The organism is Variovorax sp. CAN15, from assembly GCF_030462475.1.
In the GTDB taxonomy this organism is placed as follows: domain Bacteria; phylum Pseudomonadota; class Gammaproteobacteria; order Burkholderiales; family Burkholderiaceae_C; genus Variovorax.
The window spans coordinates 101,139-120,664 of the sequence record NZ_JASMRZ010000005.1 but is presented as its reverse complement, the minus strand read 5'-3'; the positions used below and the strand labels follow the sequence as shown (position 1 = coordinate 120,664).

Sequence of the window (19,526 nt, the reverse complement as noted above, 5' to 3'; positions counted from 1 at the left end):
GCGATTATCGAGGGCCGGGCAATCCCGAAGCCCGGCCTGCGATATCGGCACCGTCCTGTGGAATCTCCGCGTTGTCGCTGCGCAGGATCGCCAGCCCCGTGCGGCGCAGCGACGCCAGCGCCCCGGCCGGCGCCAGCGGCGAGACCAGCAGGGTGCTGGCCGACGCCACCGGATTGACCACCCAGGCCGACGCCGCGCCGATCTTTTCCGACGAGGCCATCACCACCGTCTCGGCCGCAGAGGCCATCAGCGCGCGCTTGATCTCGGCTTCTTCCAGGTCGCCCGTGGTCAGCCCGGCCTCGGCGTGCACGCCGGTGACGCCCATGAAATAGGAGTCGGCGTGGATTCGGGAAATGGCCGCCATCGCCGCCGAGCCCACCGCCACCATCGAATGCCTGAAGAGCCGACCGCCGATCAGCACCACCTCGATGCCCGCGTGCGAGGCCAGCTCCATCGCCACCGGCGGGCTGTGCGTGACCACCGTGGCCTGCAGGTTCAGCGGCAGGTGGCGCGCGAGTTGCACGGCGGTGGTGCCGCCGTCGATGAACACCACCTGCCCCGGCTTCACCAGTCGCGCGGCGGCGCGGCCGATGGCCACCTTCTCGTCAGGCGCGAGCTGCTGGCGGCCCGCGAAGTCGGCCTCGGCCGCCGCCAGCGGCAGCGCGCCGCCATGCACCCGCTGCAGCAGGCCCTCGCCCGCGAGCTCGCGCAGGTCGCGGCGGATGGTGTCTTCCGACAGGCCCAGTTCTTCGCTGAGCGACTTGGCGACGACATTGCCGTCGCGCCGCAGGACCGAGAGGATGTGTTGCTTGCGCTGGCTGGTGAGCATCGGCCGATGGTATCGGCTGGCACCGTCTTTTGCACGATTTTTCTTGTTATTGCACGAACATGCACATATGCTCGGCGCCATGACTCTTCAAGACCGCGTCCGGGTGCACGAAGTCACCCTCCTTTCCGACAACTGGTACACCCTGCGCACCACCGCCTTCGACTGGCGCCGCAACGACGGCCAGTGGCAGCGCATGCACCGCGAAACCTACGACCGCGGCAACGGCGCCACGCTGCTGCCCTACAACCTCGAGCGGCGCACCGTGCTGCTCACGCGCCAGTTCCGCTACCCGGCCTTCGTCAACGGGCATGACGACCTGCTGATCGAGGCCGCCGCCGGGCTGCTCGACGACGCGGCGCCCGAGGAGCGCATCCGCGCGGAGGTCGAGGAAGAACTCGGCTACCGGCTGGGCGAGGTGCGCAAGGTCTTCGAATGCTTCATGAGCCCCGGCTCGGTCACCGAGAAGCTGCATTTCTTCGTCGCGCCCTACGAGGCCTCGATGCGCGTCGGCGAAGGCGGCGGGCTGGCCGAGGAAGGCGAGGACATCGAGGTGCTGGAAGCCGGCATCGACGAGGCGCTGGCCATGGTGGCCGACGGCCGCATCGCGGACGCCAAGACGGTGATGCTGCTGTATCACGCGAAGCTGCATGTTTTCCCGCCGGGATAATGGGCGGATGCCTTCTGCCTTTCGCCGCGCGGCCTGCGCACTGACCCTCGCAACGCTGGCCCCGGCCGGCGCGTTCGCCCAGCAAGCTCTCCAAGCCCTCCCCACCCAGGTCGACGCCGCCCTCGCCCGCGCCAAGGTGCCGCGCGAGTCGGTGACCATGCTGGTCGCCGAGGCCGACGGCACGCGCCAGCCGCGCCTGGCGTGGCGCACGCAGGCGCCGGTGAACCCGGCGTCGATCATGAAGCTGGTCACCACCTACGCCGCGCTCGACCTGCTGGGCGCCGCCTACAGCTGGACCACGCCGGTCTACGTGGACGGCACGGTGAACAACGGCGTGCTCAACGGCAACCTCTACATCAAGGGCCAGGGCGATCCGAAGCTGGTGCTGGAGCGGGCGTGGCTGCTGCTGCGCCACGTGCAGGGGCTGGGCATCACCACGGTGAGCGGCGACATCGTTCTCGACCGCAGCGCCTTCGAGACCACGGTGGAGGGCGACCCCTCGGCCTTCGACGGCGAGCCGCTGCGGCCCTACAACGCCTCGCCCGATGCGCTGCTGGTGAACTTCAAGTCGGTCAACATGACCTTCGCGCCCGACCGCGCCGGCCAGATCGCGCGCGTGAGCTACGAGCCCCCGCTGGCCAGCGTGGCGATGCCGCAGACCGTGGCGCTGTTGCCCGGCGAATGCGGCGACTGGCGCGGCACGCTGCGCGCCGACTTCACGGACGTGAACCGCATCCGCTTCAACGGCGGCTTTCCCAGCGGCTGCGGCGAGAAGAGCTGGGCCGTGGCCTACGGCGACCCGCGCACCTACGCCATGCGCGCCATCGGCGGCATGTGGGCCGAGATGGGCGGGCGCGTCGGCGGGCAGATGCGCGAGGGGCGCGTGCCCGCGGGGCTGAAGCCGGCCTTCGAGTTCGAGTCGCCGCCGCTGGCCGAGGTGATCCGCGACATCAACAAGTACAGCAACAACGTGATGGCGCAGCAGCTGTTCCTCACGATCGGTCTCGCGCAGAAGAACCGCGGCACCTTCGAGGCCTCGCGCGCGGCCATGGGCCAGTGGTGGCGCGAGCGCATCGGCACCGGCGAGGCGCAGCCGGTGTTCGAGAACGGCTCGGGCCTGTCGCGCGACGAGCGCATCAGCGCCGCCGCGCTCGGAAAGATGCTGCAGGTGGCGTGGCGCTCGCCGGTGATGCCGGAGCTGATGTCCTCGCTGCCGGCCATGGGCGTGGACGGCACGCTGAAGAAGCGCACGCTGCGCTCCGGCGGCTCGGCGCACCTGAAGACGGGCACGCTGCGCGACGCCTCGGGCGTGGCCGGCTACGTGGACGGCGCGAGCGGGCGGCGCTACGTGCTGGTGGCCATCGCCAATGGCGAGAACGCAGGCGCCGCGCGCGCGGCATTCGACGCGCTGGTCGACTGGGCCTCGCAGGACAACTGAGGTGCGACGGAAGGCCGCCTGCCGGCCGTGCAGCGCTGTGTACTGAAGTCTTCTGCGGGCAAACGCCCGCTTGCGTGCGGCATGGCCGCTGCACAGAATCGGACGGTCGTTCGATTCCATACAGGCGCATCAGCGCAGGAGACATACCTTGAACCAGCCTTACTCCCAGCCTTCCAGACCCCTGCGCAAGGCGGCCGCCTCGACGGCCGTCGCAAGCGCCGCGACATTGCTGCTGCTCGCCGCCTGCGGCGGGGGTGGAGGCGGAGGAGGCATCGGCATTGGCGTGGGCGTTCCCCCGCCGGCGGCCGACACCGGCCGGGGCTCGGTGGTCACCGACCCGCCCGAGAAGACAGCCTCGCTGACGGCCAGCCAGTTCACCGCCAGCCTGCAGGCCAGCGACCAGGGCAAGGCGCTGCTGCAGGTAGCGGGAACGCCCAAGTGCGGCGTGGACCTGCGCTATCTCGAATACCGCACCATCGGCGCGAAGAACGAAGCCACCAACGCCACCGCCGCGATCATGGTGCCCACCGGCTCCGACGTGGCCTGCGGCGGCCAGCGGCCGGTGGTGCTCTATGCCCACGGCACCACCGCCGCCAAGGCCTACAACCTCGCCAAGTGGACCGACAGCACCCAGGCCGCCGCCGGCGAGGGCCTGATGGTCGCCGCCATGTTCGCGGCGCAGGGGTACATCGTGGTGGCGCCCAACTACGCGGGCTACGACAAGTCGACGCTGCCCTACCACCCGTACCTCGACGGCGACCAGCAGGGCAAGGACATGGTCGACGCGCTCACGGCGGCGCGCAAGACCTTCTCGGGCATCGGCGCGAACGACGCCGGCTCGCTCTTCATCACCGGCTATTCGCAGGGCGGCTACGTGGCGATGGCGGCGCACCGCGAGATGCAGGCCACGGGCAAGGCGGTGACGGCGTCGGCGCCGCTGTCGGCGCCCTCGGCCATCAGCCTGCTGTCCGACTACACCTACCTGGGCTGGCCGGCGCTGGGCTCCACGCTGTTCGTGCCGCTGCTGTCGACCAGCTGGCAGCAGCAGTTCGGCAATGTCTACAGCTCCACCAGCGACGTGTACGAAGCGCAGTACGCCAGCGGCATCGACACGCTGCTGCCCAGCGCCTCGCCCGGCACGCTCTTCAGCAGCGGCAAGCTGCCGCAGCTCGCGCTGTTCCCGGCGAACGCCACGCCGGGGCCGGTGAGTCCGGAGCTGTCGATCTTCTACGGCGCCAACAACCTCATCAAGCAGAGCTTCCTGACGCAGGCGGCGGGCGACATCCAGGGCAACCCCTGCCCCGGCAACGCGCTGCCGCCCACGGCGGCTTCGCTGAGCACCACCTCGCCGCTGGACTGCAAGCCCGCCACGGGTTTCCGCAAGGCGGCCGTCGCCAACGACCTGCGCAACTGGGTGCCGACCCGGCCGATGCTGATGTGCGGCGGCGCCAACGACCCGACGGTGAACTTCGTGAGCACCCGCGCCACCTCGGGCTACTTCCGCGCCAAGGGCATGCCCTCCAGCCTGCTCTCCGTGGTGGACCTGGAGGACTCTGCAGCCATCGACGCCTACTCCACCGCCCGCGCCGGCTTCGCGCAGGCCAAGGCCCTGCTGGCACAGAACACATCGGGCAGCGCATCGGACAAGGCGCAGGCCGTCACGCTGGCGTACCACGGCACGCTGGCGCCGCCGTTCTGCCTTGCCTCGGCGAGAGGCTTCTTCCAGGGCGTGCTGGCGGCAGGCGGCTGAACGAAGAGCCCCTTCCAGGAACACCGCGGAACCGGCTTTGCCGGGCCGCTGGTGTTGCCCCCTGCAAGGAGGGGGTGGGCGGCCACACGAAGTGGGCAAGCCTGGGGGTTAGCCAGGTTCAGGCCGCCGACGCTCTCTGGAGGCGGTCTTTCACGCCTTCCCACTCATGCGTATCGGGCGGCGTCTCCACCCAGATCAGCTTCACGCCCTGCGCGTCGAACTCGCGCAGCACCGCGAACAGCAGCTGCGCGCTGGCCGCCGCATCGTCGGGCATGCGCCGCAGCAGCACGCGCTGCGAGCGGCTGCGCACCGCGGTGCGCGACCACACGGCGATGTGCGCGGCATTCGCGCCGAGCACGTCGAGGCCGGTCTGGATCGACTTGGCGTCCATCAGCCGCACCTTGGCGTTCGGCGCGTAGTGGGCTTCGAGCGTGCCCGAGGCGCGCGGGTCGGGCGTTTCGAGCACCTCCCGGTCGGCGAGCTTTTCGCCGCAGGCGGCCTCGATCTGCGTGCGCGTGATGAGGCCGGGGCGCAGCAGCACGGGCGCGCCGCGGCTGCAGTCGACGATGGTCGACTCGATGCCCACGTCGCAGGCACCGCCGTCGATCACCAGCAGTTCGTCGCCGAACTCGTCGTGCACGTGCTGCGCGGTGGTCGGGCTCACGCGGCCGAAGCGGTTGGCGCTGGGCCCCGCGAGGCCGGGCACGCCCTGCTCGGCGCAGGCTTCGAGCAGCGCCTGCGCCACGGGATGCGAGGGGCAGCGCAGGCCGATGGTGTCCTGCCCTCCGGCGGCGGCCGCGCCCGCGCCGGGCTGGCGCGTGACGATCAGCGTGAGCGGACCGGGCCAGAAGGCCTGCACCAGCTTCTGCGCGAAGGGCGGCAGCGGCTGCGCGAAACGCGAGAGCGACTCGGTGCCCTTGACGCCGGCCGCCACATGGACGATCAGCGGATGGTCCGACGGCCGGCCCTTGGCCTCGAAGATGCCGGCCACCGCGGTGTCGCTGCTCGCGTCGGCACCCAGGCCGTAGACGGTCTCGGTCGGGAAGGCCACCAGCCCGCCAGCGCGCAGCACGCGCGCGGCCTCGGCAATGGCTTCGGGAGAACGGCCGTCGAGGATCATGCGAGGTCGGCGGTGGTCACCGGCGGCAGGCCCAGCAGCAGCGCGGCCTGCGAGGCCGTGGCGCGCACCGCCTCCAGCGTGGCGCCGGTCAGCGTGAGGTGGCCCATCTTGCGGCCACGGCGGGGCTCGATCTTTCCGTAGAGATGCAGGTGCGCGCCGGGCAGGGCGAGCACTTCGCTCCAGCGCGGCGCGACCGGCTTGTCGGCCTTGCCGTCAGCCTTGTTTTCGGTGCCGGCAGGGAACCACAGGTCGCCCAGCAGGTTGAGCATGATCGCGGGGCTGTGCTGGCGCGGCGCGGCCAGCGGCAGGCCGGCGAGGGTGCGCACCTGCAGCTCGAACTGCGACACGTCGCAGGCTTCCATGGTGTAGTGGCCGCTGTTGTGCGGGCGCGGCGCCATCTCGTTGACGACCAGCGAGCCGTCGGCCAGCGCGAAGAATTCGACGCACAGCACGCCCACGTAGTCCAGGCCGTTGGCGATGCTCCTGGCCGAGTTGACGGCGCCCTGCGCCACCGTCTTGGGCATGTTCTGCGGATGCACCTCGGTCACGGCCAGGATGCCGTCGCGGTGCAGGTTGCGCTGCGGCGGGAAGTGCACGATCTGGCCGTCGCGTCCGCGCGCGAGGATGACCGAGCACTCGAATTCCAGCGGCAGCATCTTCTCGAGCACGCAGGGTACGCAGCCCGCGGCCTGCCAGGCGTCGACCAGCTCGTCGCGCGTCTTCACGCGCTGCTGGCCCTTGCCGTCGTAGCCCAGGCGCGCGGTCTTGAGGATGCCGGGTAGCAGGTTGTCGTCGACGGCGGCGAGCTGCGCGGCGGTTTCGATGACGGCGTAGGGCGCGCAGGGCACGCCGCAGCGGGTGAAGTGCGCCTTCTCGGCGATGCGGTCCTGCGCGATGGCGATGGCCGGGGCGGCCGGCGACACCGGGCGCGCCACCGCGAGATGCTCCAGCGAGGGCGCGGGCACGTTCTCGAACTCGGTGGTCACCGCGTCGGCCAGGCCGGCAAGGCGGGCGAGGCCGTCGATGTCGTCGTAGTCGGTGTGGATGTGGTGATGGCTCACGCGGCCGGCGGGGCTGTCGGTGTCGGGGTCGAGCACCGCGGTGAAGTAGCCCATGCGCTGCGCGGCGTGGACGAACATGCGCCCCAGCTGTCCGCCGCCGAGCACGCCGAGCGTGGCGCCCGGGAGGATGGGCAGGTCGCCGTTCCTGCTGCTCACAGGGCACCTCCGCCTTGCGGCGAGAAAGGAGACACGGGGGGCGCCTCGCCGGCGGGGGCCGGGGGCAGGGTCATGGCCTCGGCGGCGGCGGTCTGCGCGGCGCGGAAGGCGTCGAGCTTCGCGCGCAGCGCGGGGTTGTTCACCGCCAGCATCGACACCGCGAACAGCGCCGCGTTGGCCGCGCCCGCATTGCCGATCGCGAAGGTGGCGACCGGCACGCCCTTGGGCATCTGCACGATGCTGTAGAGCGAGTCGACGCCCTGCAGATGACGGCTGGCCACCGGAACGCCGAGCACCGGCACCGTGGTCTTGGAGGCCAGCATGCCCGGCAGGTGGGCCGCGCCGCCCGCGCCGGCGATGATTGCGGCAAGCCCGCGCCCGGCGGCGCTTTCCGCGTATTCGAAGAGCGTATCGGGCATCCGGTGGGCCGAGACCACCCTGGCTTCGTGCCCGATTCCGAATTGCTGGAGAATCTCGACCGCGTTGCGCATCGTCTCCCAATCGGAGTTGGAGCCCATCACTACACCGACCTGAATGGTTTCGTTCATGGTTTCAATTTTACGTTTCACCCTCAGTTGGTTCCGATGATCGACATCACTCTCGAAAATTTCCAGGCTGAACTGATCGAAGCCTCGGTCGCCGCGCCAGTGCTGCTGGACATCTGGGCCGAATGGTGCGGCCCCTGCAAGCAGCTGGGCCCGGTGCTCGAAAAGCTCGAAGTCGAGTACGGCGGACGCTTCACGCTGGCCAAGCTCGACGCCGACAAGGTGCCGCAGATTTCGTCGCAGCTGTCCGAGATGTTCGGCGTGCGCAGCATCCCGTTCTGCGTGATGTTCAAGGACGGCCAGCCCGTGGACGGCTTCGTCGGTGCCATCCCGGCCGAGAAGATCCGCGAATTCCTCGACAAGCACGTGCCCGGCGCCGACGAAGCCGAGGCCGCATCGGAAGAAGCCGCCGCGCAGGAAGCGCTGGCCGGCGGCGACACCCAGGGCGCGCTCGAGAAGCTGCAGCACGCGGTGGCCACCGACCCCGCCAACGACGACGCCCGCTTCGACTACGTCAAGCTGCTGCTGCAGGAAGGCCGCGTGGACGACGCCAAGGTCGCCTTCGCCCCGGTGATCGCCAAGACTTCGGTGGTGCGCCGCTTCGACACGCTGCAGCGCTGGATGGATGCTATCGATTTCGCAGCACCGCCCGCCGGCGCCGCGCCGGCCATCGCCGATTTCGACGCCAGGATCGCCGCCAACAAGCGCGACTTCGACGCCCGCTTCGGCCGCGCCCGCCTGCTGATGGCCGCCCAGCGCTGGACCGACGCGATGGACGAGCTGCTCGACATCCTGATGCGCGACAAGACCTGGAGCGAGGACCTCGCCCGCAAGACCTACATCGCCGTCCTCGACATCATCGAGCCGCCGAAGGTGAAGGTGGCCGACGGACAGATCCCGCCGGACGACCCGGTGGTGGCCACCTACCGGCGCCGCCTCAGCAGCGTGGTGTTGAGCTGATCCCCTCTCTTCCAAAGAAAGAAAGCGGCCTCCGGGTCGCTTTTTTCATGGCCCGGCGGCAAAGGGGCGGCATTGGCGGGCCAGGCGCCGTCGCATACGATCACGCCCGATTCAACTTGTTGCAGATCGAAAAAGGAACACTGGCCATGCGCTCCTTCGCCCGCCGCACCGCGCTTTTCCCCGCCCTTGCCGCCACGGCGCTGCTGGCCACGCTGGCCGGTTGCGGCAGCGGCATCAGCCTCGACGAGCCGATCGAGGGCCCGGCCTGGCAGCTGGTGCAACTGGGCGACGAGCCGGTCGCGCCAGGCAGCGGCGCCCAGGTGCAGTTCGACCGCAGCAGCGGACGCGTGAGCGGCTCGGGCGGCTGCAACCGCATCTCGGGCACCTTCACGCGCACCGGCGGCACCCTGAGGATCGGCCAGATGGCCTCGACCCGCATGGCATGCACCGACCCGACGCGCGGCGCCAACGAGGCGCAATTCATCTCGGCGCTGCAGAGCACCGCCAGTTACCGGCTGGCGGGACCGAACCGGCTGGCGCTGCTGGATGCCAGCGGGCGGACGGCGGCGCTGCTGAGCAGCAGCGGCGGGCGCTGAGCGCCTGCCGCTGGACAGACTCAGCCCGTCAGCCGCTCCAGCGCCTCGCGGTACTTGGCCGCCGTCTTCTCGATGACCTCGGCCGGCAGGCGCGGCGCCGGGGGCGTCTTGTCCCAGGGCTTGCCGTTGATCTTGGTGGCTTCGAGCCAGTCGCGCACGAACTGCTTGTCGTAGCTCGGGGGGTTGGCGCCGGCGGCCAGCGCGGCCTGGTAGCCCTCGACCGGCCAGTAGCGCGAGCTGTCGGGGGTGAGCACTTCGTCCATCAGCACCAGCGTGCCGTTCTCGTCCAGGCCGAACTCGAACTTGGTGTCGGCAATGATCATTCCCTTGGCCAGGGCGATCTGCGCGGCGGTTTCGTAGATGGCGATGCTGGTCTCGCGGATCTGCTGGGCCAGCTTGGGGCCGACGATCTCGACCACGCGCTCGTAGCTGATGTTCTCGTCGTGCTCGCCGGCCGCGGCCTTGGCGGCGGGCGTGAAGATGGGTCGCGGCAGCTTGCTGGCGTTGGTCAGGCCCTCGGGCAGCGGCACGCCGCAGACCGAGCGCGATTCCTGGTATTCCTTCCAGCCGCTGCCGGCCAGGTAGCCGCGCACCACGGCCTCGACCGGGATCGGCTTCAGGCGCTTGACCAGCATCGAGCGGCCGATGACCTGCGGCACCTCGTCGGCGGTGACGGCGCTCTCGGGCGCGTCGCCGGTCAGGTGGTTGGGGCAGATCTGGCCGAGGCGGTCGAACCACCACAGGGCCATCTTCGTGAGGATCTCGCCCTTGCCCGGGATGGGCTCGCCCATGATCACGTCGAAGGCGCTCAGGCGGTCGCTCGCGACCATCAGGATGCGGTCTTCGCCGACGGCGTAGTTGTCGCGCACCTTGCCGCGCGCAAGAAGGGGCAGGCTCTGGATGGAGGAGGTGTGGACGGTGGTCATGGGGCTGGTGCGGTGGGGAAACGGATGGCTGACGGGAAAAGCGGATTGTGCGCGCAGAAAAAAGCCACCGCGAACGGTGGCCGTCTGATCGCGGGGAAGTGCTTAGATGACTTCCTGGGCCAGTTCGCCCTTGGCGTACTTGGCGGCGACGACTTGCAGCGTGTCGCCCTTGATCTTGGCGCCCTGGCCTTCGCAGCCGAACTCGATGTAGCGCTGCTTGCAGATCTGCTTGGCTGCCTCGCGCGCGGGCTTGAGCCATTCGCGGGCGTCGAACTTCTCGGGGTTCTCGAACAGGAACTTGCGCACCGCGCCGGTCATGGCCAGGCGGATGTCGGTGTCGATGTTGATCTTGCGCACGCCGTACTTGATGGCTTCCTGGATTTCCTCGACGGGCACGCCGTAGGTTTCCTTCATGTTGCCGCCGTGCTTGCGGATGATTTCGAGCAGGTCCTGAGGCACCGACGACGAGCCGTGCATCACCAGGTGGGTGTTGGGCAGGCGGGCGTGGATTTCCTTGACGCGCTGGATCGACAGGATGTCGCCGGTGGGCTTGCGGGTGAACTTGTAGGCGCCGTGGCTGGTGCCGATGGCGATCGCCAGCGCGTCGAGCTGCGTGGCCTTGACGAACTGGGCGGCTTCCTCGGGGTCGGTCAGCAGCGCGGAGTGGTCGAGCACGCCTTCGGCGCCGATGCCGTCTTCCTCGCCGGCCATGCCGGTCTCGAGCGAGCCCAGGCAGCCCAGCTCGCCTTCGACGGTCACGCCGACCTTGTGCGCCAGCTGCACGACCTTGCGGGTCACGTCGACGTTGTAGTCGAAGGAAGCGGGCGTCTTGCCGTCTTCGTGCAGCGAGCCGTCCATCATGACGGAGGAGAAGCCGAGGTCGATGGCGCCCTGGCAGATGGCCGGGCTCTGGCCGTGGTCCTGGTGCATGACCAGCGGGATGTTCGGATACTGCTCGATGGCGGCCTGGATCAGGTGCTTGATGAAGGCTTCGCCGGCGTACTTGCGGGCGCCTGCGCTGGCCTGCAGGATGACGGGGGCACCGGTTTCCTTGGCGGCCTCCATGACGGCCTGGACCTGTTCGAGGTTGTTGACGTTGAAGGCCGGAATGCCGTAGCCATTGGCTGCGGCATGGTCGAGCAGTTCGCGCATCGAGACGAGTGCCATGGGAAATACCTCGCGGGAATTAGGAAAAGAAGAAGGCGGAAAGACGAGAAAAACTGCCGTAATTCTACCGAGCCCCCTTGTGGGACAGGACCGACGCCAGTCCGAGGAATTCCATGACGGGCGGCAGCACCGGGCCGCCCAGCCACTGGACAGGCTTGGCGAAGGCGCCGATCAGCGTCACGTGGCTCAGGTTGTCATACATCCGGACTTGTACCGGCACGCCCGCCGCGCGCAGCGCCGCAGCCATCTGGCCGGTGTTGCGGTCGGGGTAGACCAGGTTGTCCTTGGAGGCGGCCATGAGCAGCGCGCGCGGCGCGGCCGGAGTGACGTGCGCCAGCGGCTGCGAGTCGCGCGGCGTGTCCGGCCAGTTGAAGGCGGCCTGTGCCTGCGGATCGCCGATGGGCAGGAAGTCGTAGGGGCCGGCCAGGCCGATCCAGCCCGCCAGCTGCTTCGGGCTGGCGCCCAGTTCGCCGAGCCAGCGCCCGTCGAGCGCCACCATCGCGGCGTTGTAGCCGCCGGAGCTGTGGCCCATGACGTACACCTGCTTCGGGTCGGCGCCCAGCCGCGCGGCATTGTCGAGCGCCCATTTGACGGCCAGCGCGCTGTCACGCACGAACACGGGGTAGGTGAAGGTGGGCGACAGGCCGTAGTCCGGAATTGCCACCACAGCCCCGCGCGACGCGAGCGCTTCGCCGACGAAGCGGAAGCTCGCGCGGTCGCCCGTGGTCCAGGTGCCGCCGAAGAAAAACACTACCAGCGGCCGCGCGCCCGGGGCAGGCGCTGTCGTCGGCGGCGGCTGGTACACGTCGAGCAGCTGGCGCGGGGCCGGACCGTAGGCGATGCCGCCCTGGAACCGGTAGGTGTCGGTAGGCACCAGCCGGTCGATCACCTTGATCGGCGAGCAGGCCGCGAGCGCGGCAGCCGCAAGGGTGCAGAGGGTGGTGGAGAACGCGCGGCGGTGCCGGCGGAATGATGCGATGACGGAATGGCTCATCACCACCATACGCACGCCGGCGGCCGCCGGTTTCGTCAGACCGGCAGCTGCGTGGTCGACAGCACCTGCTTGAGCACGACGAAGGTGCGGATCTGCCGCACCCCGGGCAGGTAGAGCAACTGCTCGGCGTGCAGGCGGTTGAAGCTGTCGTTGTCGCGGGTGCGCACGAGCATGAAGTAGTCGAACTCGCCCGAGACCACGTGGCATTCGAGGCAGCCCGAGACCTTCTGGGCGGCTTTCTCGAAATTGGCGAAGGAGTCGGGCGTGGAGCGGTCGAGCACCACGCCGATCATCACGAGCATGCCCACCTCAAGCGCGTCGGGGTCGAGCAGCGCGACGATGCCCTTGATGAGGCCCGCCGCCTTCAGCCGCTCCACGCGGCGCAGGCAGGCGGCCGGGCTCAGGTTGACCCTGGCGGCCAGCGCCACGTTCGACAGCGAGGCATCGCGCTGCATGGTGCGCAGGATGGCGCGGTCGGTGCGATCGAGCTCCGGCGTGTCACGCAATTTTGTTGTGCTCATCTGATTCTTGTCGGAATGAAAGTTTTACTTCTTTCGATAGTGCATCTTTTTCGCTGATGAATCCAGAAAACTTCGCAAGCACGTTGCGCGGCATTGTTTCTACGATCAAGGCCTTCACCACCTCCTTCCTGGAACCGCCGCGATGAACCTCGAGAAGTTTCCCCGTCACCCGCTGACCTTCGGCCCCACGCCCATCCAGCCGCTCAAGCGCCTGAGCGCGCACCTGGGCGGCAAGGTCGATCTCTACGCCAAGCGCGAGGACTGCAACAGCGGCCTGGCCTTCGGCGGCAACAAGACGCGCAAGCTCGAATACCTGATCCCCGAGGCGATCGAAGGCGGCTACGACACGCTGGTGTCCATCGGCGGCATCCAGTCGAACCAGACGCGGCAGGTCGCGGCGGTGGCGGCGCACCTCGGCATGAAGTGCGTGCTGGTGCAGGAGAACTGGGTCAACTATTCCGACGCGGTGTACGACCGGGTCGGCAACATCGAGATGTCACGCATCATGGGCGCCGACGTGCGCCTGGACGCAGCCGGCTTCGACATCGGCATCCGCAAGAGCTGGGAAGACGCCATGGAGAGCGTGCGCAAGGCCGGCGGCAAGCCGTTTCCGATTCCGGCGGGCTGCTCGGAGCATCCGCGCGGCGGCCTGGGCTTCGTCGGCTTCGCAGAGGAAGTGCGCCAGCAGGAGGCCGAACTGGGCTTCAAGTTCGACTACATCGTGGTCTGCTCGGTAACGGGCAGCACGCAGGCCGGCATGGTGGTGGGCTTCGCCGCCGACGGCCGCGCCGACCGCGTGATCGGCATCGACGCCTCGGCAAAGCCGCAGCAGACTTTCGACCAGATCCTGCGCATCGCGAAGAACACGGCCGAACTGGTGGAGCTGGGCCGCGACATCACCGAGAAGGACATCGTGCTCGACCGCCGCTTCGGCGGCCCCGAGTACGGCCTGCCCAACGAGGGCACGCTCGAAGCCATCCGCCTGAGCGCGCGCTTCGAGGCCATGCTGACCGACCCCGTGTACGAGGGCAAGTCGATGCACGGGATGATCGAGAAGGTGCGCCTGGGCGAATTCCCGGCGGGCTCGAAAGTGCTGTACGCGCACCTGGGCGGCGTGCCCGCCCTGAACGCCTACAGCTTCCTTTTCAGGAACGGATAAGTTCCAGGAACACCGCGGAACCGGCTCTGCCGGGCCGCAGGTGTTGCCCCCTGCAAGGGGGTTGGCGCAGCGACACGAAGTGCGCGAAGCCTGGGGGTTTGCTTAACTTGCTCTGCAGATCTTGAGCATGTTGGTGCCCCCCGGAGCACCCATCGGCTCGCCGCAGGTGATGGCGTAGACATCGCCGCTTTGCACGATGCCGCGCTTCTTCAGGTGGTTCTCGGCCTGCAGCAGCGCGGTGTCGCGGTCGCTTTCCGAATCCATGAGCAGCGGGCGCACGTTGCGGTAGAGCGCCATCTTGCGCTGCGTCGACAGGCGCGAGGTCAGCGCGTACATGGGGATGTGCGCGCGGTGGCGGCTCATCCACAGCGGGGTGGAGCCCGATTCGGTGAGCGCGACGATGGCCTTGGCGCCCAGGTGATGGGCGGTGAAGAGCGCGCCCATGGCGATGGACTGGTCGATGCGGCTGTAGTTCTGGCCGCTGAAGTCGGCGTCGAGCTGCTTGTCTTCGGCGGCTTCGGCGGCCTCGCAGATGCGGCTCATCTCCTGCACGGTCTCGAGCGGGTAGCGGCCCGAGGCGGTTTCGGCGGAGAGCATGACGGCATCGGTGCCGTCGAGCACGGCGTTGGCCACGTCGCTCACCTCGGCGCGGGTGGGCACGGGGTTGGTGATCATCGACTCCATCATCTGGGTCGCGGTGATGACCACCTTGTCCATCTCGCGGGCCATGCGGATCATCTTTTTCTGCAGCGCGGGCACCGCCGCGTTGCCCACCTCGACCGCGAGGTCGCCGCGCGCAACCATGATGCCGTCGCTGGCGCGCAGGATCTCTTCGAGCTTCGGAATGGCCTCGGCGCGTTCGATCTTGGCGATCATGCCGGGCTTGTGGCCGTACTCGGCGGCCGCCACGTTGCACAGCTGGCGCGCCATTTCCATGTCGGTGGCGTTCTTGGGGAAGCTCACGGCCACGTAGTCGGCCTGGAAGCTCATCGCGGTCTTGATGTCTTCCATGTCCTTGGCCGTCAGCGCGGGCGCCGTGAGGCCGCCGCCCTGCTTGTTGATGCCCTTGTTGTTCGACAGCTCGCCGCCGAGCTTGACGGTGGTGTGCACCGCCTCGCCCCGGACGGCGTCGACGGTCAGCACGATGAGGCCGTCGTTCAGCAGCAGCCTGTCGCCGGGCTTCACGTCGCGCGGCAGGTCCTTGTAGTCGAGGCCCACGGCATCGGCGTCGCCGAGCTCGGTGCGCGAGGCGTCGAGCACGAACTTGGCGCCCGGCTCCAGCCAGACCTTGCCCTGCGCGAACTTGCCGACGCGGATCTTGGGGCCCTGCAGGTCGGCCATGATGGCCACTTCGCGCCCCGCCTTGCGGGCGGCTTCGCGCACCATGGTGGCGCGGTCGATGTGGTCCTGCGCCGTACCGTGGCTGAAGTTCAGCCGCACCACGCTGACCTTGGCCTGGATCATCTTCTCCAGCAGTTCAGGGGAGCTGGACGCCGGACCGAGGGTGGCGACGATCTTGGTGGCGTGGCGGGGAATGCGGTCCGTGCTCATGAGGGTAGTCTCCGTTTTGTATTCGCTACTGTATACACTTTGTGTGCCTGGCGGAAGTCACCCATGGGTTTTTCCTCGATGAGCCCCGGAACCCGGCCCAAGCCGGTTCAGCCGGCCGCGCGCTTCGACAGGATCTCGAAGGCCGGCAGGGTCTTGCCCTCCAGCACTTCAAGAAAGGCGCCGCCGCCGGTCGAGATGTAGCCGACCTGCTTCTCGATGCCGTACTTGGCGATGGCCGCCAGCGTGTCGCCGCCGCCGGCGATCGAGAAGGCGCTGCTCTCGGCGATGGCCTGCGCGATGGCCTTGGTGCCGCCCGCGAAGGCGTCGAACTCGAACACGCCCACCGGGCCGTTCCAGACGATGGTGCCGGCTTCGCGCAGCTGCGCAGCCAGGATCGCGGCTGTCTTGGGGCCGATGTCGAGGATCAGGTCGTCGTCGGCCACGTCGCTCGCGTCCTTGACGGTGGCGGCCGCATCGGCCGCGAAGGTCTTGGCCGTGACCACGTCCACGGGAATAGGCACGTCGGCGCCGCGCGCGCGCATGGCGTCGATCACCGCCTTGGCTTCGTCGACCAGATCGGGCTCGGCCAGCGACTTGCCAATCTTCAGGCCCGCGGCCAGCATGAAGGTGTTGGCGATGCCGCCTCCCACGATGAGCTGGTCGACGTTGGCCGACAGGCTCTTGAGGATGGTCAGCTTGGTGCTCACCTTCGAGCCCGCGACGATGGCCACCAGCGGGCGCTTGGGCTGCGCCAGCGCCTTGGTGATGGCGTCGATCTCGGCCGCCAGCAGCGGGCCGGCGGCGGCGATCCTGGCGAACTGCGCGATGCCGTAGGTGGTCGCCTCGGCGCGGTGCGCTGTGCCGAAGGCATCGTTCACGTAGATGTCGGTGAGCGCGGCCAGCTTGCGGGCCAGGCCTTCGTCGTTCTTCTTCTCGCCCTTGTTGACGCGGCAGTTCTCCAGCAGCACGACCTGGCCGGGCTTCACGTCGACGCCATCGACCCAGTTGGAGACCAGCGGCACTTCACGTCCAAGCAGCTCGCCCAGGCGCTTGGCGACCGGGGCCAGCGAATCTTCGGGTTTGAACTCGCCCTCGGTCGGGCGGCCCAGGTGCGAAGTGACCATCACCGCGGCACCGGCGTCCAGCGCCAGCTTGATGCAGGGCACCGAGGCGCGGATGCGCGTGTCTTCGGTGATGTTGCCGGCGTCGTCCTGCGGCACGTTGAGGTCTGCACGGATGAAGACACGCTGGCCGGCGGCCTTGCCCTGCGCGCAGAGGTCGGTGAATCGAATGACGTTCATTGGAGAAACCTGGAGAAGATTGGAAGACGGGGATCGGCCTGCATTGTAGTTTTGGCCCCATCGCCGCCTCTACGCGCCTCTTGCCGGGCGTCGATGCTTTTCCTCAGTCTTTCTGCTGCTGTTCGCGCGCGAAACCCTCCAGAACCTCCACGAAGCTCGCGCCCGCCGGCGACAAGGACCGCCGCGCCGCGCTGTAGACGCACACCTCGCGATGGAAGTCGGGCGACTCCAGCCGCACCATCTGCAGGCCGTGGGCGCGCACCAGCGGTGCCGAGTACGTGGGGCACACGGTCAGCCCCAGTCCCGAGGCCACCATGCCCAGCGCGGTGGTCATGTACGACACCTCCTGCGTGCCGGGGCGCAGCATGTACTCGCGCTCGGCGGGGGCCAGCTCGGGCAGCACGCGCTGGCGGAAGTCGCGCGTGGGCGCGATGAAGGTGTAGGGCCCCAGTTCGTGCCATCGCACCTTGCGGCGGCTCGCGAAGGCATGGCCGGGCGGGCAGATCAGCCAGTGCCGGTCGCGCAGCAGCGTGCGGCGCTCGATGGCGTCGTCGACCGCCACGTCCTGCCCCACGGCCAGTTCCACGTCGCCCGCCGCCACGCCGGCCAGCAGGTGCTCGGGCAGGGTGTCGGCCAGGCGCACGTCGACGTCGGGGTACTGCTCGCGGTAGAGCGCGATCACGCGCGGCATCAGCGTGCAGGCCATGAGTTGCGGCGCGGCAAGCCGTAGCAAGCCTTTCTTCTTGTCACGCAAATCCGTGACGCCGGCCACCGCGCCGGCCAGGTCGCCCAGCAGCCGGTGCACCGAGGGCAGGAACTCGCGCCCCGCCTCCGACAGCTGCACGCGCCGGGTGTTGCGGTCGAGCAGCTGCACGCCCATCTCGCGTTCCAGCTCGCGCACCAGCACGCTGAGCGCCGACTGCGTGAGGTGCAGCTGCTGTGCCGCGGCGGTGAAGCTGCCGCTCTCGGCCACGGCGGCGAAGGCGCGCAACTGGCGCAGGGTGAGGTTCATATATATGAATACTTCATCAATCGATGAATTAATTTCGATTGCATCATAAGACGTGGCATCGCCCAATACCGGCTCACCGGAGAAACGAGCCATGCCGACGACCGCTAACACGGCACCCCCACCGCCCATCCACGGGCTGCACCACTTCGCCTGGCGCTGCCGCGACAGCGAGGAAACCCGCCGCTTCTACGAAGACCTGCTGGGCCTGCCGCTGGCCCATGTCATCAAGAGCGACCACGTGCCGAGCACGGGCGAGTACTGCCCCTACGTGCACATCTTCTTCCGCATGCGCGACGGCTCGTTCATCGCCTTCTTCGACCTGGGCGACGACGTCGCCGCGCTGCCCTCGCCCAACACGCCCTCGTGGGTGAACCACATCGCTCTGCGCGTGGATTCGGTGGCCGACCTGCTGGCCGCCAAGGCGCGGCTCGAAGGCGCGGGCGTCGAGGTGCTGGGCGTGACCGACCACCACATCATCGAATCGATCTACTTCTTCGACCCCAACGGCATCCGCGTGGAACTCACCACGCCGACCGTGCCGCAGGCCGAGATGGACGCGCACGCGCTGCGCGCGCGCGCCGAACTCGACGCCTGGACCGAGCGCAAGGCTGGCCTGCGCGCCGCCGCCGCGAAGGGCACGCCGCATGCCTGAACTGCAACTCGCCGTCATCGACGTGAAGCCCGGCGCGGCCATGGAGAGCCAGTCGGGCCTGCAGCTGCTGCGCCCGCGCATCTACGGCGCCTACCGCGCGCCGCAGGGCCCGAAGAAGATCGCCGCGATCGTGATGCACCCCACGAGCAACTTCATGGGCCACTACCTGATCGGCCCGCTGGCCGAGCGCGGCATCTGCTGCATGGGGCTCAACTCGCGCTTCGTGGGCAACGACACGGTGCTGCTGATGGAGCGCGCCATTCAGGACCTGGGCGCCGGCGTGCAATACCTGCGCGCGGCGGGCTACGAGAAGGTGTTCCTCGTCGGCAACTCCGGCGGCGCCGCGCTCTCGGCCTTCTACCAGGCGCAGGCCGAGAAGCTCACCGCCACGCACCTTCCCGACGGCGACCCCACGCACCTGCACGCCAGCGACCTGCCGCCCGTGGACGGCATCGCGCTGTGCGCCGCGCACCTGGGCCGCACCCGGCTGATGCGCGACTGGATCGACCCCTCGGTCACCGACGAGCACGACCCGCTCTCGGTCGATCCCGAGCTCGACATGTACGACGCGCGCCACCGCGTGCCCTACGACAGCGACTTCCTCGCGCGCTTCAGCGCCGCGCAGAAGGCGCGGCTGGATCGCATCGAGCAGTGGTGCCTCGACCGCCTCGCGCTGCTGCGCAACACACCCGGCGCGCCGCGCGACCAGACCTTCGTCGTCTACCGCACGCACGCCGACCCGCGCTGCGTGGACCTCTCGCTCGACCCCAACGACCGCCTGCCTGGCAGCGTGTGGGGCGACGCGCGGCAGGTGAACTACTCGGCCAACGCGATGGGGCGCACCACCTCGCTCACGGCCTTTCTCTCGCAGTGGTCGTCGCGCTCGCAGGCCGACGGGCCGACGAATCTCGCGCGCACCTCGGTGCCGAAGCTGCTGCTGACCTACACGGGCGACCAGTCGACCTTCCCGAGCACGCGCAATGCGTGGATGGCGGCGGGCGGCTCGCGCATCCGCAATGTCGACATCGTGGGCGGCAACCACTACCTGGCGGGGCAGCCGGAGCTGATTCCGAAGGCGGCCGACGCCATCGCCGAATTCGCGCACGCGCTTTAGGGCAGAC

The 19,526-nt window shown here is 69.0% G+C and carries 20 protein-coding genes; 8 read left to right on the top strand and 12 right to left on the bottom strand.

The genetic code is table 11. The features are described 5' to 3' along the window. Nucleotides 1-4: 4 nt before the first annotated feature. Nucleotides 5-829, bottom strand: a complete 825-nt coding sequence (locus tag QMO14_RS06375; protein ID WP_301505547.1) for a DeoR/GlpR family DNA-binding transcription regulator — start codon at nucleotides 827-829, stop codon at nucleotides 5-7. 79 nt (nucleotides 830-908) lie between these two features. Between QMO14_RS06375 and QMO14_RS06370 the strand changes: the two genes are divergently transcribed. The 3 genes from QMO14_RS06370 (at nucleotide 909) to QMO14_RS06360 (ending at nucleotide 4,684) form a co-directional block, all read left to right on the top strand. Further along, entirely contained in the window at nucleotides 909-1,496 is a 588-nt protein-coding gene (locus tag QMO14_RS06370) for a GDP-mannose pyrophosphatase (RefSeq protein WP_301505546.1), read from the top strand. Between the two features lie 7 nt (nucleotides 1,497-1,503). Beyond that, a complete protein-coding gene (dacB, locus tag QMO14_RS06365) occupies nucleotides 1,504-2,934 on the top strand; it encodes a D-alanyl-D-alanine carboxypeptidase/D-alanyl-D-alanine-endopeptidase (protein WP_301505545.1) in 1,431 nt (476 codons plus the stop codon). 148 nt (nucleotides 2,935-3,082) lie between these two features. Then, complete coding sequence (locus QMO14_RS06360) at nucleotides 3,083-4,684, top strand: S9 family peptidase (protein ID WP_301505544.1); 1,602 nt, start codon at nucleotides 3,083-3,085, stop codon at nucleotides 4,682-4,684. A 118-nt stretch (nucleotides 4,685-4,802) separates the two neighbouring features. Here the strand turns inward: QMO14_RS06360 and QMO14_RS06355 are convergent, their stop codons facing one another. The 3 genes from QMO14_RS06355 to purE are packed head-to-tail and all read right to left on the bottom strand — an operon-like array spanning nucleotide 4,803 to nucleotide 7,569. After that, nucleotides 4,803-5,804: an L-threonylcarbamoyladenylate synthase gene (locus QMO14_RS06355; protein ID WP_301505543.1), complete on the bottom strand. Its 1,002-nt coding sequence runs from the start codon at nucleotides 5,802-5,804 to the stop codon at nucleotides 4,803-4,805. Then, nucleotides 5,801-7,021, bottom strand: coding sequence for a 5-(carboxyamino)imidazole ribonucleotide synthase (locus tag QMO14_RS06350; protein ID WP_301505542.1), 1,221 nt, complete (start codon nucleotides 7,019-7,021; stop codon nucleotides 5,801-5,803). The genes QMO14_RS06355 and QMO14_RS06350 overlap by 4 nt, the downstream gene beginning before the upstream one ends. Then, nucleotides 7,018-7,569, bottom strand: coding sequence for a 5-(carboxyamino)imidazole ribonucleotide mutase (gene purE / locus QMO14_RS06345; protein WP_093196053.1), 552 nt, complete (start codon nucleotides 7,567-7,569; stop codon nucleotides 7,018-7,020). The genes QMO14_RS06350 and purE overlap by 4 nt, the downstream gene beginning before the upstream one ends. 36 nt (nucleotides 7,570-7,605) lie before the next feature. Between purE and QMO14_RS06340 the strand changes: the two genes are divergently transcribed. Further along, nucleotides 7,606-8,526 carry a tetratricopeptide repeat protein gene (locus QMO14_RS06340; protein WP_301505541.1) on the top strand — a complete coding sequence of 307 codons (921 nt, stop codon included), beginning with the start codon at nucleotides 7,606-7,608 and terminating at the stop codon, nucleotides 8,524-8,526. Nucleotides 8,527-8,672: 146 nt separating this feature from the next. Further along, on the top strand, nucleotides 8,673-9,122 hold the full coding sequence (locus tag QMO14_RS06335) for an META domain-containing protein (protein WP_301505540.1): 450 nt from the start codon (nucleotides 8,673-8,675) through the stop codon (nucleotides 9,120-9,122). Between the two features lie 20 nt (nucleotides 9,123-9,142). Here QMO14_RS06335 and QMO14_RS06330 read toward each other — a convergent pair whose 3' ends face one another. The 5 genes from QMO14_RS06330 to QMO14_RS06310 form a co-directional block, all read right to left on the bottom strand. Beyond that, nucleotides 9,143-10,048 (bottom strand): phosphoribosylaminoimidazolesuccinocarboxamide synthase, encoded by a 906-nt coding sequence (locus tag QMO14_RS06330; protein ID WP_301505539.1) that lies wholly within the window; start codon nucleotides 10,046-10,048, stop codon nucleotides 9,143-9,145. 102 nt (nucleotides 10,049-10,150) lie between these two features. After that, nucleotides 10,151-11,215 (bottom strand): class II fructose-bisphosphate aldolase, encoded by a 1,065-nt coding sequence (fba, locus tag QMO14_RS06325; protein ID WP_301505538.1) that lies wholly within the window; start codon nucleotides 11,213-11,215, stop codon nucleotides 10,151-10,153. Between the two features lie 64 nt (nucleotides 11,216-11,279). Beyond that, on the bottom strand, nucleotides 11,280-12,209 hold the full coding sequence (locus QMO14_RS06320) for an alpha/beta hydrolase (RefSeq protein WP_301505537.1): 930 nt from the start codon (nucleotides 12,207-12,209) through the stop codon (nucleotides 11,280-11,282). A gap of 35 nt (nucleotides 12,210-12,244) precedes the next feature. After that, nucleotides 12,245-12,730 carry an Lrp/AsnC family transcriptional regulator gene (locus QMO14_RS06315; RefSeq protein WP_301505536.1) on the bottom strand — a complete coding sequence of 162 codons (486 nt, stop codon included), beginning with the start codon at nucleotides 12,728-12,730 and terminating at the stop codon, nucleotides 12,245-12,247. Beyond that, complete coding sequence (locus tag QMO14_RS06310; RefSeq protein WP_301505535.1) at nucleotides 12,708-12,848, bottom strand: hypothetical protein; 141 nt, start codon at nucleotides 12,846-12,848, stop codon at nucleotides 12,708-12,710. Before QMO14_RS06310 ends, QMO14_RS06315 begins: the two co-directional genes overlap by 23 nt. Nucleotides 12,849-12,872: 24 nt before the next feature. On the opposite strand from QMO14_RS06310, the gene QMO14_RS06305 reads away from it, so the two are divergent. Next, nucleotides 12,873-13,889 carry a 1-aminocyclopropane-1-carboxylate deaminase gene (locus tag QMO14_RS06305; RefSeq protein WP_301505534.1) on the top strand — a complete coding sequence of 339 codons (1,017 nt, stop codon included), beginning with the start codon at nucleotides 12,873-12,875 and terminating at the stop codon, nucleotides 13,887-13,889. A 102-nt stretch (nucleotides 13,890-13,991) separates the two neighbouring features. Here QMO14_RS06305 and pyk read toward each other — a convergent pair whose 3' ends face one another. From pyk to QMO14_RS06290, 3 genes are all read right to left on the bottom strand, one after another. Beyond that, nucleotides 13,992-15,440, bottom strand: coding sequence for a pyruvate kinase (gene pyk, locus QMO14_RS06300; RefSeq protein WP_301505533.1), 1,449 nt, complete (start codon nucleotides 15,438-15,440; stop codon nucleotides 13,992-13,994). A gap of 107 nt (nucleotides 15,441-15,547) precedes the next feature. Beyond that, nucleotides 15,548-16,741 (bottom strand): phosphoglycerate kinase, encoded by a 1,194-nt coding sequence (locus tag QMO14_RS06295; protein WP_301505532.1) that lies wholly within the window; start codon nucleotides 16,739-16,741, stop codon nucleotides 15,548-15,550. A gap of 103 nt (nucleotides 16,742-16,844) precedes the next feature. Beyond that, complete coding sequence (locus QMO14_RS06290) at nucleotides 16,845-17,753, bottom strand: LysR family transcriptional regulator (RefSeq protein WP_301505531.1); 909 nt, start codon at nucleotides 17,751-17,753, stop codon at nucleotides 16,845-16,847. Nucleotides 17,754-17,844: 91 nt separating this feature from the next. Between QMO14_RS06290 and QMO14_RS06285 the strand changes: the two genes are divergently transcribed. Together QMO14_RS06285 and QMO14_RS06280 are read left to right on the top strand one after the other, a co-directional pair. Then, nucleotides 17,845-18,405, top strand: a complete 561-nt coding sequence (locus tag QMO14_RS06285) for a VOC family protein (protein ID WP_301505530.1) — start codon at nucleotides 17,845-17,847, stop codon at nucleotides 18,403-18,405. After that, a complete protein-coding gene (locus tag QMO14_RS06280; protein ID WP_301505529.1) occupies nucleotides 18,398-19,519 on the top strand; it encodes an alpha/beta hydrolase in 1,122 nt (373 codons plus the stop codon). Before QMO14_RS06285 ends, QMO14_RS06280 begins: the two co-directional genes overlap by 8 nt. Nucleotides 19,520-19,526 lie beyond the last annotated feature (7 nt).